This window comes from Brevundimonas bullata (genome assembly GCF_003350205.1).
Lineage (GTDB): Bacteria > Pseudomonadota > Alphaproteobacteria > Caulobacterales > Caulobacteraceae > Brevundimonas > Brevundimonas bullata.
Genome location: NZ_QLLC01000022.1, coordinates 1 through 12,739 on the forward strand (window position 1 = coordinate 1; position 12,739 = coordinate 12,739).

The window sequence follows — 12,739 nt, forward strand, 5'->3', positions numbered from 1 at the left end:
ACCTCAGAAGGCTAACCTAATTCGCTCGAGCTGGAGGCGTTTTCACACAGCCTCGGTCGTGAAGCGAAGTTCGCTTGAGGGTGGAAAGCTGACCTAGGATCGGAACCAGTCGACCTGGGTCCTGGCAGCTGCCGTCGCTTCGGCTGCCGCCGCGTACAAACCCGATTCAAAGCTGGGCAGCCAGTATGCATGGTCGAACTCGTCCTCGTCGCCTTGCGCCGCCACCAACTTCCAGACGGTGAACCGCCACAAGCCATGATCTCTCTGCTCGATTGTGATGGCTGATTGGCCATCAGGGCTCTCGTAGCGTTGCCTGTCCCGATGCTCTGTCATCGGCTTGAGCGTAAACGCTCAAGCCTCCATGGCAACGTCCGCAACGGGTCGTTCTGCGAAATAGGCGCCCGGCCGGGAACCAGACATTCACCTCGTGGCTGACAAGCTGACTCCCCCGACTTCAGAGGGGACCGACGCATTCTGGAAACGGCAAGCCGCCTAGTCGCAAGCCGAATGGGGGCTGTTGCCGGGAGCGGTCCCGCAAAGGTATCCCGCCATTTCGGCGGGGCCGATTTCATAGCCATGGTCGCCCAGGACCAAGTCCTCCTTGTTCGGAAGTGAGCCTGTCTGGGCGACCGGCACGCTCAGTGTCTCAGGCCAGCGCTCAACGGTCCGTGACATCAGTCGTTCACGGAAGCGCCGCGCCAGCGCAGGGTCTTCACCTTTGGTGAAGGATATCCACGCATGGCCCAGGTGAGACCTGTCGGAGACATAGGCCTCGGTTTGGCGGAGATCACCGCCGCGATAGACCGTGGCATGGATCGACCTGCGAAGTTCGGGTAACATCTCCGCCCAGCGCTCCATTTCCTTTGCCGTCTCGACGTTGAGGTCGAGACCCTCGGCTCTCGCCTCAGCGGTGAGGATGGTCAAGAAGTTGGCCCGATCGACCGCAGAGGTCAGGGGCACCTCGAATGCAGCCACTGTCCTGAGGCTTTCGGGCTGGGGGATAGGCTGGCAGGCTCTTATGCATCCGGCAGGCAATGAGATGGCGAGCAGCACGGCAGCAGTCGCGCCTATCGGGAAGTGAGACGACCCCCCTCGCCGTGAGAGCGGTCCCCATCGGCGCGCCAACATCCAGACAAGCCAGACCACGAGCGTGCCGCCGAGCGTCGCTATGGCCGCGAAGCCGAGCGCCGCTGGGATGATAAAGATGATCTCACTACCCATTGGCGAACACCCCCTCGATTAAGCGGCTCATTCTAGTCCGTGGTGTCTGAGGCAGGTCAGAAATCCGGCGCCGCTATAGCCGGCACAAGCAGGCTCGCTTTGCCGACCGAACTGGGTCGATTGGCGACCTCGGGCTCAAGGTGCAACGCGGACGCTCAGCGCGGGTAATCTGCGCTTGGCCCTGGCGATGTTCAGGCAGGGTTGCTTCACGCCGCCTGCGACTGAACGCGCTGAACGGGCGCGCCGGCGGGGGCCATGGCGCCTTCGGGGGCGCGCAGGGGCAGGTCGAACCAGACGGTGGTGCCGTGGCCGGGTTCGCTTTCGATGGTCATCTGGCCGCGGTGCAGTTCGATCAGGGACTTGGTCAGGGCCAGGCCCAGGCCGGTGCCTTGGGTGGTCTTGGAGTGCTGACCCTCGACCTGTTCGAAGGGCTGGGCCAGGCGGTCGAGGTCGGCGGCGTTGATGCCTATGCCGGTGTCGGTGACGGAGACGCGGACATGGTCGGCGTCGTGGGGCGCGACGGTGACGGTGACGGCGCCGCCCTCGGGCGTGAACTTCACGGCGTTGGAGATCAGGTTCAGCATGACCTGTTTCAGGCCGCGATGGTCGGCCTCGACCTGAACGGCGTCGGGGGCGACGAGGCCGAGGGTCAGGCCGGACTCCATCGCCTTGCCGCGCATCAGGCGGATGGCGTCGTTGCACAGGCTGTTCAGCGAGACGGTCTCGTAGTGCAGGGTCAGCTTGCCGGCCTCGATCTTGGCCATGTCGAGGATGTCGTTGATCAGGCTGAGCAGGTGCTGGCCCGACTGGTGGATGTCGGCCGCGTAGCCCTTATAGCGGCGGTCGCCGAGGGGGCCGAACATCTCGCCGGCCATGATCTCGGAGAAGCCGTTGATGGCGTTCAGCGGGGTGCGCAGCTCGTGGCTCATATTGGCCAAGAACTCGGACTTGGTCTGGTTGGCGGCCTCGGCGCGGGTCATGGCGACCTCGTACTTGCGGGCCAGCAGCGACAGCTTGGCTTCGCGATCTTCCAGGGCCGCCACCATGCCGCGCAGTTCGTCGGCGGCGCGGCGGCGCTCGGCCTCCTGGCGGCGGATGACGGTGATGTCGGCGGCGATGACCACGGTGCCGCCGTCGCCGGTGAAGCGTTCGGCCATCTGCAGCCAGCGGCCGTCCTTCAGCTCGACCTCGCGCACGCCGGCGCGCCCGCTGGCGGAGGGGTGTTCGGCCTTGATGGCCTGGGCGGCGATCTGGTTGAGGGCGTCTTTCTGAGCGCCGCGCACGACCACGCCGGGGGGGAAGGCGAAGGCGTCCTGGAAGGCCTGGTTCCACAGGATCAGCCGGCCCTGGCGGTCGAACAGGACGAAGGCGTCGGAAACGCTTTCGATGCCGTCGCGCAGACGGTTCTCGGCGGCCTGGGCCTGGGCCTTGGAGCGGCGGGCCTCGGTGATGTCGAGGGCCACGCCCAGCAGGCTGGTGAAGCCGGCGTCGCGGCGCGGCTGGCGCGACTGGCCGCGGGCGTCGATCCAGCGGATGCCGCCGCCCTTCAGCGGCACGGGGAAGGTGACGTCGAAGACGCCGTCGGCGGCGGCGCGGTCGAGGGCGTCGACCAGGGTCTCGCGGTAGCGGGGGTGGACCTTTTCGATCAGGGCCTGGGTGGTCAGGGCCTGGCCGGGTTCGACCTCCAGCATGGCGGCCATGTAGTCGGACAGGACGACCTGGCCGCGCGCCAGATCCCATTCCCAGACGCCGCAGCGGGCGGCCTCGACCGCGACGCGGAAGCGGCGCTCGGTGTCGGCCCACTGGCGACCGGCGCGGGTCTGGCGCCAGTTCTGAACGGCCAGGAGCGCCAGCATCAGCAGGACCAGCAGCAGGGGGAGGGCCAGCATCCAGGCGTCGTCCAGCCAGGCGGACAGGCCGCCGGACGCGGGCATGGAGGCCACGACGGCCTGATCGGCGGTGCCGATGGGGGCCGAGGCGGTCAGGCGCAACTGGCCGTCGGCGCCCTTGACCGCACGCCCGGCGGCGGCGGGCGCCTGACCGGCGGGCAGGAGGCTGAGACTGGCGCCGCCCAGCTCGGTCTTGAGCGGCGGCAGGGGCGTGCGGGCGATGACGGCGCGTCCGTCCTTGAGCGGGCGGCGGATCAGCAGGGCGTCGTCGTGCAGGGCGTAGGCGGCGGAGCGGGCCGAGGCGGCGTCGGTCTTGCCGCCGACGGCGGCCAGGACCTGACCGGCGGCGTCGGTGACGACGAAGCCGGCGTCGGGGGCGACGACGCGGGCGCGGTCGAGGGCCTCGACCGCCTGGGCCGGCTGTTCCGCCAGGTCGCGGGCGACGAGATCAAGGGCGCGGTCGGTCAGGGCGAGGCGGGCGGCGATCTGGCCGGCGGCGCGCTGGGCCTCCAGCGCCAGGGCCTCGACCCGGACGGCTTCGGCCTCGCGCCGGGGGCGGCTGTCGTCGCGGATGACCAGCAGGGCGTAGGCGGTGATGAGCAGGGCGACGGCGAGCAGCAGGGCGCGCACCCACGGCATATGGCCGCGCGTGGTCTGGTCCGTGGCCCGACGGCCCGGCTGATAGCTGCGGCGCTCCTTGCCCTGCAAGCCGACCCTCTCATCCTGAAACAGCAGGCGGGAATCTAGGCTGCGTCGCGGATTCCTGTCGAGGCCCGGCGTGGCAGGCTTTTCACCTTAGAGGCGAACAGGTGCAGGAAAGACTCAGGCGGCCTCGTCGGCGGCGGCGGTCGGCATACGCGCGGCGTCGCCGGGCGCGGCCAGGACATCGGTGATCTGACGCAGGATGTCGCGGGCGCGACGGGCCAGGTGCAGGCTTTCCGGCGGGGCGTCGTCGGGGGATTCCGAGACGGTCTCGACCAGTTCGCGGGCCAGATCCATCAGGTCGGGCGCGGCGGCGATCAGGCGGGACTGGAACTCGATGCGTTCGGGATCGCGGTCATATTCGGCGCCGGGCACGCGCCAGCCGCCCCAGTCGGCCTTGTCGGTGACGACCACCGGATAGGAGCCGGGGAAGGGGTGGTGGGCGCAGTCGGCCGGTTCCTGCCACTTGTTGCGGGCGCGCAGCACGCGCCAGTCGCCCAGGACGGTGGCGGCGGCGTCCTCGGTCGGCAGTTGCAGTTCGGCGGCCTGGAACTCTCGGCCCAGACCGACTTCGTAGGTGATGCGGACGGGTTCGTCGAAGCCCTTGGCCCAGACGGGCAGGACCTTTTCGATCTGAGCCCAGGCGCCCACGCTCTCGACCCAGACCTTCTGGCCCTTCTGGAACTGTGCGCGCGCCATGCTGAAATCTCCCCTGCGAGGGGGCAGCATGGCGCGCCAGCCGTTATCGTCCGGTTCCGCGTCGTGGTTAGCGCGCGGTAAAGGTCGCAGCGGTGGTTTTTCCTCCCCATGGAATGGGGAGGGGGACCGCGAAGCGGTGGAGGGGGCGACGCGACGTCTGAACCTTCAGACGCCAATTGCGACCAAGGTCGGCGCCGCCCCCTCCGTCTCGCCGGCTGCGCCGCCGATCCACCTCCCCATGAGATGGGGAGGAAAGGGACCTCAGGAGGACCGGGAAATCTCTTCCAGGGCCTCGCCGGCGTACTTCTCCTTCACCCGTGTCGACAGGTCGCCCAGCGAGACGACGCCGACCAGACGCCCGTCCTTGTCGACCACCGGCAGGCGGCGGATGCGGCGCGAGCTCATCAGGTCGAGCGCGACCTTCAGGTCGTCGTCGGCGCGCACGACCAGGGCGTCGCGGCTGAGGAACTCGACCACGCGCGCGGTCGGCGCGGCGCCCGCCGCCACGGCGCGTACGGTGATGTCGCGGTCGGTGACGGCGCCGACCAGGTTTTCGCCGTCCGCCACAGGGATGAAGCCGAAATCGCCCGCCGCCATGCGGGCGGCGACTTCCTGGATGGTGTCGTTGGGACGGGCCACCTGCACGTCCTTGCTCATCACGTCGCGGATCTTCATGGGTCTCTCCAAGCGGTTCAGGCGTGGCCTTGGGAACCCCTTGGGAAGGGAGCGGTTCCGGCGGCGCGGATCGAGGCTCGCTATCGCGATGCTTCGCCCCCACAATGGCGGCTCAAACATAAGGGTGAGCGATGGCCGACGCAGCGACGGGACTGGATCTGGGCCATGTGGCGGCTCTGCTGGCGGCGGGGGTCGTGGCGGTGCCGGTCTTCCGCAAGCTCGGGCTGGGCTCGGTGCTGGGCTATCTGGCGGCGGGGGCGGCCATCGGGCCGTTCGGCCTGGCCCTGTTCCGCGAGCCGGAAACCATCCTGCACGTCGCCGAGTTCGGCGTGGTCATCTTCCTGTTCATCATCGGTCTGGAGATGCGGCCCAAGCGCCTGTGGGGGATGAGGAACGAGATCTTCGGCCTGGGCGCGGCCCAGGTCGGGCTGGCGGGCCTGGCCCTGACGCTGGTCGCCATGGCGGCGGGGGTGTCGGCGCCGGTGGCCTTCGTCGGGGCCATGGGCTTCGTCATGTCCTCGACCGCCGTCATCGTGCAGATGCTGGAGGAGCGGGGCGACCTGCCGACGCCGCAGGGGCAGAGGGCGGTCAGCATCCTGTTGTTCGAGGACCTGGCCATCGTGCCGCTGCTGGCCATCGTCGCCGTGCTGGCCGCCTCGATCGGCGCCGCGAGCGAGAGCGCCACGCCCTTGTGGCAGACCATCGGCCTGGCGCTGGCTGCGGTGGCCGGGGTGCTGGTCATCGGGCGCTATGGGATCAATCCGGCCTTCCGTTTCCTGGCCCGAAACGGCGGGCGCGAGGTGATGACGGCGGCCGCCCTTCTGGTGGTGGCGGGCACGGCCTGGATCATGGACGAGGTCGGCCTGTCGATGGCCATGGGCGCCTTCTTGGCCGGCGTCCTGCTGTCGGACTCGACCTTCCGGCACCAGCTGGAAGCCGACGTGGAGCCGTTCCGCGCCGTCCTGCTGGGCCTGTTCTTCCTGTCGGTCGGCATGGCGCTGGACATCGGGGTGGTCATCACCGACTGGCGCATCGTGGTCGCGGGTCTGCTGGCCTTCATGTTGGTCAAGGCTCTGGTGATCTATGTCGTGGCGAGGCTGTTCAAGGCGCGTCACCATGAGGCGATCGAGCGGGCGGCCCTGTTCGCCCAGGGCGGCGAGTTCGCCTTCGTCCTTTACAGCGCCGCCGCGACGGCGGGCGTGATCGGCGGCCAGGCCGAGGCGACCCTGACGGCCATCGTCATCCTGTCGATGGCGCTGACGCCGCTGACGACCCTGGCGCTGAAGTTGTTCCTGCCCAAGGAGGCGGGCCTGTCGCCCGAAGAGGCTGAAGGCGTCGACGCCGCCGAGGGCCTGGGTGGCCAGGTGCTGATCATCGGCTTCGGCCGCTTCGCCCAGGTGGTGTCCCAGCCCCTGCTGGCGCGCGACGTGGACGTGTCGATCATCGAGAACGACGTGGAGATGATCCAGGCGGCGGGCAACTTCGGCTTCAAGGTCTATTACGGCGACGGCACGCGGCTGGACACGCTGCGGGCCTCGGGCGCGGGCAAGGCCGAGGCGGTGCTGGTCTGCGTCGACAAGCCTGAGGCCGCCGACAAGATCGTGCAGCTGATGAAGTCTGAATTCCCGGGCGTGAAGCTGTTCGTGCGCGCCTTTGATCGGGGGCATTCGCTGCGCCTGATCGCGGCGGGGGTCGATTATCACATCCGCGAAACCTTTGAATCGGCGCTGAAGTTCGGCGAGGCGGTGCTGGTCGATCTGGGCGTGGCCGAAGACGAGGCGGCCGAAACCATCGCCGACGTGCGCCGTCGCGACGCAGCGCGACTGGATCTGCAGGTCACGGGCGGGCTGACCGCCGGGCGGTCGATGATGCGCGGCAACGCCGTGACGCCGGAGCCCGAGCCCTACATCAAGCCGACGCGTGAGGGGCGGCTGGTCAACGAGAGCGAGGCCCCGCCCGAGGCTGTGATCGAGCAAGAGGCGGACTGACCGGGCATGGCGAGCGTCGATCTGGCCAAGCGGGCCTATGACCACGGCTGGCGGCTGGACCCCATCGTCCGCAGCCTGCTGGACACCGACTTCTACAAGCTGCTGATGTTGCAGCTGATCTGGCGCAGGTATCGCGACGTGCCGGTGACGTTTTCGGTCATCAACCGCACCACCAGCGTGCGGCTGGCCGAGGAGGTGGACGAGGCGGAGCTGCGGGCGCAACTGGACCATGCGCGGACCCTGCGGTTTTCCAATCGCGAGCTGATCTGGCTGGGCGGCAACACCTTCTACGGGGTGAAGTCGATCTTTACGCCCGACTTCCTGGCCTGGCTGGCCGACTATCGCCTGCCGGACTACGACCTGTCGCGCGGGGCGGACGGGCAGTTCCGGCTGGCGTTCTCGGGCCCCTGGGCCGAGGTTACGCTGTGGGAGATTCCGGCCCTGGCCATCCTCAACGAACTGCGCAGCCGACGGGCCTTGCGGCGGTTGGGGCGATTCGAGCTGGACGTCCTCTACGCGCGGGCCAAGACCAGGCTGTGGGGCAAGGTCGAGCGGTTGCGGGCGCTGGAGCCGCTGTCGATCTCGGATTTCGGCACGCGGCGGCGGCACGGCTTTCTGTGGCAGGGCTGGTGCGTCGAGGCGCTGAAGGAGGGGCTGGGGAGCGCCTTCATCGGCACGTCCAATGTCCTGCTGGCCATGAACAACGACCTGGAGGCGGTCGGCACCAACGGACACGAACTGCCCATGGTGCTGGCGGCGCTGGCGGGGGACGACGACGCGGCGCTGCGCGGTGCGCCCTATCAGGTGCTGGAGGACTGGCGGGCGACCTATGACGGCAACCTGCTGGTGGCCCTGCCGGACGCCTTTGGGACAAGAGCGTTTCTGGCCGATGCGCCGGACTGGCTGGCCGACTGGAAGGGCTTCCGGCCTGACTCGGCGCCGCCGATCGAGGGCGGGGAGGAGATCTTGGCCTGGTGGAAGGCGCAGGGGCGCGATCCGCGCGAGCGGCTGCTCGTCTTCGCTGACGGCATGGACGTGGATACGATCGAGACGACTCACGCCCACTTCAAGGGGCGGGTGCGCACCAGCTTTGGTTGGGGCACCAATCTGACCAACGACTTCCGCGACTGTGCACCGGCGCCCATGCCGGAGCTGACGCCGATTTCTCTGGTCTGCAAGGTGACGCGGGCGGGCGGGCGCTCGGCGGTCAAGCTGTCGGACAATGTCGAGAAGGCCACCGGCGACCGGGGCGAGATCGATCGCTATCTGCGGGTCTTCGGCGAGGCGGGGCGGGGGCGGCAGGCGGTCACGGTCTGAGGCGGAACCGCCAAGCTTGCTGAGGCATTTCGCCTGAGGCGGCGGTCGGCGTCGTCTCAGCCAGCGGGATTCGCGTCATGACCACCTATAACGTCGGCTATATCGTCGGCAGCCTGGCCAAGGCGTCGATCAACCGGAAGCTGGCCAAGGCCCTGATCAGGGTCGCGCCCGAGAAGCTGAAGTTCCACGAGATTTCGTTCGCGGATCTGCCCCTCTATTCCTATGACTACGACGCCGACTATCCGGCGGTGGCCAATGACTTCAAGGCGGCGATCAAGGGCTCGGACGCCATCCTGATCGTCACGCCGGAGTATAATCGCTCGATCCCCGGCGGGCTGAAGAACGCCATCGACTGGGCCAGCCGTCCCTATGGAACCAACAGCTTCGCCAACAAGCCGACGGCGGTGATCGGGACGTCGCCCGGCGCCATCGGCACGGCGGTGGGCCAGCAGGTGCTGCGGCCGATCCTGGGCTTCCTGCAGGCGCCCCAGATGAACGCCGTCGAGGCCTATATCCAGTTCAAGAAGGACCTGATCGACGACGAAGGCAACGTCAGCGTGCCCGAGACGGAGCAGTTCCTGCGGGACTATATGGAGGCCTTCCACCAGTTCATGGCGCGGGTGCTGACGGTCTTGCCGCGAGACGCGTGAGGGCGATCAGTCCAGCGACCAGACGCGCGAGCGCTTGACCTCCTGATCCTCTAGTTCGCGCGTGGTGGGGACGGTGTATTCGGCCAGCAGGCTCAGGCCGGATTTCGGAAAATAGGTGCGGCCGGGGTCGCCGACGATGACGCGGGTTCCGTTGGCTTGCGCCTGTTTCAGCCAGGCCAGGACCGCCTCGGCCATCGGCTTTTCATAGAAGACGTCGCCGGCGCAGATCAGGTCGACGGGCGGGGGCGGGGCGTCGAGCAGATTGGCGTCGGTGAAGGCGATCTCGACGCCGTTGGAACGGGCGTTGGCGGCGACGGCGGCGGCGCAGAAGGGGTCGATGTCGGCGGCCAGGACGCTGTCGGCGCCCGCCTTCATGGCGGCGACGGCGACGAGGCCCGAGCCGGTGGCGAGGTCAATGACGCGTTTGCCCGCGACTTCGGCGGGGTGGTCCAGCAGCCAGCGGGCCAGGGCCTGACCGCCGGCCCAGGCGAAGGCCCAGAAGGGCGGGGGCAGGCCCATGGCCCCTAGCTCTTCTTCGGTCAGCCGCCACAGGGGCGTGATCTCGTCCGCCAGCACAGCGAAATCTCCGGCGCATGCGGCACGGCCTGCAGCCGGGTGTTGGCGGCGATGAAGTCGGGGGCGTTGGCGGGGGTCAGACGCATGGTGGGTGTCTAGGGGGCAGGCAATTGTTTGTCATCCCGGAAGCCCGGAGGGCTGTCCGGGGCCGCAGGAAACGTAGGCGGCGGCGTCTTGGGCGGTCCCGGCTCTGCGCCTCGCGCCGCGAGGCTTCGGCCGGGACGACGGTCAGGGGTTGCGTCAGGCGCGCCTGACGAAAAGTCAGGTTAACGTGACATGATGATCGTGTAAGGTAGGCATTACATTCAGTCAGGAGCGCCTTCCATGTTGACGATGAGCAAACAGAACACCCCTGCCGGTCGGCGCTATTTCGTCCGCACCATGGCCTTCATGAGCGGCTATGTCGCCGTCATGCTGGCGACCATATTCGGGGCCTTTGACGCCATCCAGGGCAAGCCCGTGGCCTGGGGGCTGGCCCTGGCGGTTTCAGCGCCCATCGCCGGCCAGATCTGGGCGACGCTGAGCTTCATGCGCGACTCGGACGAATATGTGCGGGCGGTGACGGCCAAGCAGTTCATCGTCGCGGCGGGCGTGGCCATGGCCCTGTTCAGCGCCTGGGGGTTCGGCGAGAGCTTCGCCGGGGCGCCGCACGCCGAGGGCTGGCTGATCTATCCGCTGTTCTGGGCCCTCTTCGGCTGCGTCGCACCCATGGTCCGGTCGTCGAACTGATGAAGAACAAGCTGAAATTGCTGCGCGTCGAGCGCAACTGGACCCAGGAACAGCTGGGGCAGGCGTTGGGGGTCTCGCGTCAGGCCGTCAACGCCCTGGAGACCGAGAAGCACGACCCCTCGCTGGACCTCGCCTACCGCATCGCCGCCCTGTTCGCGCGGCCGGTGGAAGAGGTGTTCGAGAACCCGCACGGCTGACGTCTTTGTCAGCATAACCTGACTTTCCACGCTTCCTTTCCGCCGTCCTCCTCGGGCTCGTCCCGAGGACCGAGCCCGGCTGCGCGCTGGGCATGGAAGGCGGGGGAGAGGCTTTTCTGAACCTGAAAGGAAATCCCATGTCCAAGATCTCTGCACCCGCAAAGACCCTTCGCGCCTTCATGCTGGCCGCCGCCATTGGCTGGACCGCCGGGACTGTCTCCTCGCCCGCCCAAGCCGAGCCGGTTCGGGTTGAAGCGCCCGCCTTCGCGTCGGACCGGCTGTCGGTCGAGGTGATCGGCCAAGGCCCCGACGTCATCCTGATCCCAGGCTTCGCCTCCTCACGCGAGGTGTGGCGGCCGCTGGCGCAGCGGCTGGCGGCGACGCATCGGGTGCATCTGGTGCAGTTGGCGGGGTTTGCAGGCGAGCCGTGGACGCATGGCGACGGGGCCTTTGTCCAGCCGGTGGTCGATGAGGTGGCCCGCTATGCGGCGACGCTGAACCGGCCCGCCGTCATCGGTCACTCCATGGGCGGACTGACGGGGCTTCTGGTGGCGCAGCAGCACCCGGAGGCGGTGGGGCGGGTGATGAGCGTGGACAGCCTGCCCTTCTTCAGCGCCCTCTATGGCCCGACCGCGACCGTCGAGAGCGCGCGGCCCTTCGCCGACCAGGCGGCGGCGGGCATCCTGAACGCAGACGCCGCCGGCTATCGCGTGCAGCAGGAGCGCACGGCGGCCGGGATGATGCGAAACGAGGCTGGGCGGGCGGACATGGTGGAATGGTCGATGGCCTCGGACCGTCAGGCCATGGCCTCGGCCATCCGCGACGTCATGACCACTGACGCCCGGCCGGGTCTGGCGGCGATGACCACGCCGGTCTGGGCCGTCTATGCCGCCGATGCGAACGGCGGCGCGTCGGCGGCGATGGCGGACGGGATGTGGGGACGCGAGTACGCGGCCTTGCCGGGGGTGAAACTGGTGCGCGTGGACGACAGCCGCCACTTCATCATGACCGATCAGCCCGAGCGGCTGAGCGCGCTGGTGGATGAGTTTCTGGCGGATTGAGGTTTGAGCGATCCTCCCCTGCGGAGCGGGGGAGGGGGACCGCCGCAGGCGGTGGAGGGGGCGAGCCGCAGGCGTGCTGCGCCCCAATCCTTTAAGCGACAGTCTGCATCCGCTCCCTCCACCATGCTGCGCATGGTGCCCCTCCCCCGTGAACGGGGGAGGATTGAGAGGCTCAGTTTTTACTTCGGGCGCAGGTCGTTGGTGACGTCGCCGGTCTTGAGCGGCTTGCCGCCGAACTCCGACGCATAGGCGGGGGCCAGCAGGCTCTGGAAGGTCGAGGCGGGCAGGGTCAGGTAGTAGGCGCCTTCAACGTAGGGGCCGACCGCATAGGCGTCGAGCAGGAAGGTCAGGCCGCCGGCCTTGCCCGGCGCATCTCCGGGAGCGAGGACGATGGCCAGGTCCTTCAGCCTGGGGCAGGACCAGGTGTCGCCGCCGACCTTGACGGGCGTGGCGCCGGGGCGGGCCTTCTTGGCGGTGTTGACGGCGTCGCACAGGGCGCGTTCCAGCGACGACAGGTCGGCGCCCTTGGCGAAGAGGTCGGCCGGGCTGATGCGGCGCTTCTCGGTCTTGTCCCACAGCAGGGCGGTCGCGACCGTGTTCGGGTGGGCGCCGCCGGAATAGTCGAAGTCGGTGCGCATGGCGCTGAACAGGCGGCCGGTCTGGACCGGATCGCCATAGGCGATGGTCTTCTCATAGGGGCCCATGGCGCTCTCGCCGCCGGCCTCGGTGCGGTCGGCCTGGGCGCCCTCGGCGTACTTGGCCAGGTCGGCGACCTCCTGACGATAGAGGGCGGCGTAGAGCTCGGGCTGGGTTTTGATGGCGTCCGGCAGGGTCAGGCTGACCTTGGCGTAGGGGGTGGCGCTCTCGTACTTCAGCGGGCCGTCGGCGGCGACCGCAGCGGCGGCCTTCGACGCCTCGGGCGCCTTCTGCTCGTTGCGCTGGCAGGCGGCGAGGGAGGCCGCGACGGCGACGGTCAGGAGGAGGGCGCGGAGCGGGACGCGGTACGAGGTCATGCGGAGTTCCTTTTGGGAGGGC

The 12,739-nt window shown here is 68.6% G+C and carries 11 protein-coding genes and 1 pseudogene; 6 read left to right on the plus strand and 6 right to left on the minus strand.

Annotated elements, in window-relative coordinates:
* Window positions 1–492 precede the first annotated feature (492 nt).
* From DXK21_RS11350 to DXK21_RS11365, 4 genes are all read right to left on the minus strand, one after another.
* Entirely contained in the window at window positions 493–1,221 is a 729-nt protein-coding gene (locus DXK21_RS11350; RefSeq protein WP_114817890.1) for a hypothetical protein, read from the minus strand.
* Between the two features lie 206 nt (window positions 1,222–1,427).
* Entirely contained in the window at window positions 1,428–3,818 is a 2,391-nt protein-coding gene (locus DXK21_RS17060; protein WP_114817891.1) for a PAS domain-containing sensor histidine kinase, read from the minus strand.
* Between the two features lie 114 nt (window positions 3,819–3,932).
* Window positions 3,933–4,511, minus strand: a complete 579-nt coding sequence (locus DXK21_RS11360) for a hypothetical protein (protein ID WP_114817892.1) — start codon at window positions 4,509–4,511, stop codon at window positions 3,933–3,935.
* A 261-nt stretch (window positions 4,512–4,772) separates the two neighbouring features.
* Window positions 4,773–5,186: a CBS domain-containing protein gene (locus DXK21_RS11365; protein ID WP_114817893.1), complete on the minus strand. Its 414-nt coding sequence runs from the start codon at window positions 5,184–5,186 to the stop codon at window positions 4,773–4,775.
* A gap of 131 nt (window positions 5,187–5,317) precedes the next feature.
* Between DXK21_RS11365 and DXK21_RS11370 the strand changes: the two genes are divergently transcribed.
* The 3 genes from DXK21_RS11370 to DXK21_RS11380 all read left to right on the plus strand — a co-directional run bounded on the left by DXK21_RS11370 (window position 5,318) and on the right by DXK21_RS11380 (window position 9,141).
* Entirely contained in the window at window positions 5,318–7,174 is a 1,857-nt protein-coding gene (locus DXK21_RS11370; RefSeq protein ID WP_114817894.1) for a monovalent cation:proton antiporter-2 (CPA2) family protein, read from the plus strand.
* Window positions 7,175–7,180: 6 nt separating this feature from the next.
* Window positions 7,181–8,491, plus strand: a complete 1,311-nt coding sequence (locus DXK21_RS11375) for a nicotinate phosphoribosyltransferase (protein ID WP_114817895.1) — start codon at window positions 7,181–7,183, stop codon at window positions 8,489–8,491.
* 77 nt (window positions 8,492–8,568) lie between these two features.
* The gene (locus tag DXK21_RS11380) at window positions 8,569–9,141 is read left to right on the plus strand and encodes an NADPH-dependent FMN reductase (RefSeq protein ID WP_114817896.1); all 573 of its coding nucleotides are present in this window, start codon (window positions 8,569–8,571) and stop codon (window positions 9,139–9,141) included.
* A 6-nt stretch (window positions 9,142–9,147) separates the two neighbouring features.
* Here DXK21_RS11380 and DXK21_RS11385 read toward each other — a convergent pair.
* Window positions 9,148–9,803, minus strand: a pseudogene (locus tag DXK21_RS11385) (class I SAM-dependent methyltransferase).
* 238 nt (window positions 9,804–10,041) lie between these two features.
* Here DXK21_RS11385 and DXK21_RS11390 point away from each other — a divergent pair.
* The 3 genes from DXK21_RS11390 to DXK21_RS11400 all read left to right on the plus strand — a co-directional run bounded on the left by DXK21_RS11390 (window position 10,042) and on the right by DXK21_RS11400 (window position 11,704).
* Window positions 10,042–10,446 (plus strand): hypothetical protein, encoded by a 405-nt coding sequence (locus tag DXK21_RS11390; RefSeq protein WP_114817897.1) that lies wholly within the window; start codon window positions 10,042–10,044, stop codon window positions 10,444–10,446.
* Window positions 10,446–10,643, plus strand: a complete 198-nt coding sequence (locus DXK21_RS11395; RefSeq protein ID WP_114817898.1) for a helix-turn-helix transcriptional regulator — start codon at window positions 10,446–10,448, stop codon at window positions 10,641–10,643. The genes DXK21_RS11390 and DXK21_RS11395 overlap by 1 nt, the downstream gene beginning before the upstream one ends.
* Before the next feature lie 137 nt (window positions 10,644–10,780).
* Entirely contained in the window at window positions 10,781–11,704 is a 924-nt protein-coding gene (locus tag DXK21_RS11400) for an alpha/beta fold hydrolase (protein ID WP_114817899.1), read from the plus strand.
* A 179-nt stretch (window positions 11,705–11,883) separates the two neighbouring features.
* Here the strand turns inward: DXK21_RS11400 and DXK21_RS11405 are convergent, their stop codons facing one another.
* Window positions 11,884–12,717, minus strand: coding sequence for an RsiV family protein (locus DXK21_RS11405; RefSeq protein ID WP_114817900.1), 834 nt, complete (start codon window positions 12,715–12,717; stop codon window positions 11,884–11,886).
* Window positions 12,718–12,739: the final 22 nt, after the last annotated feature.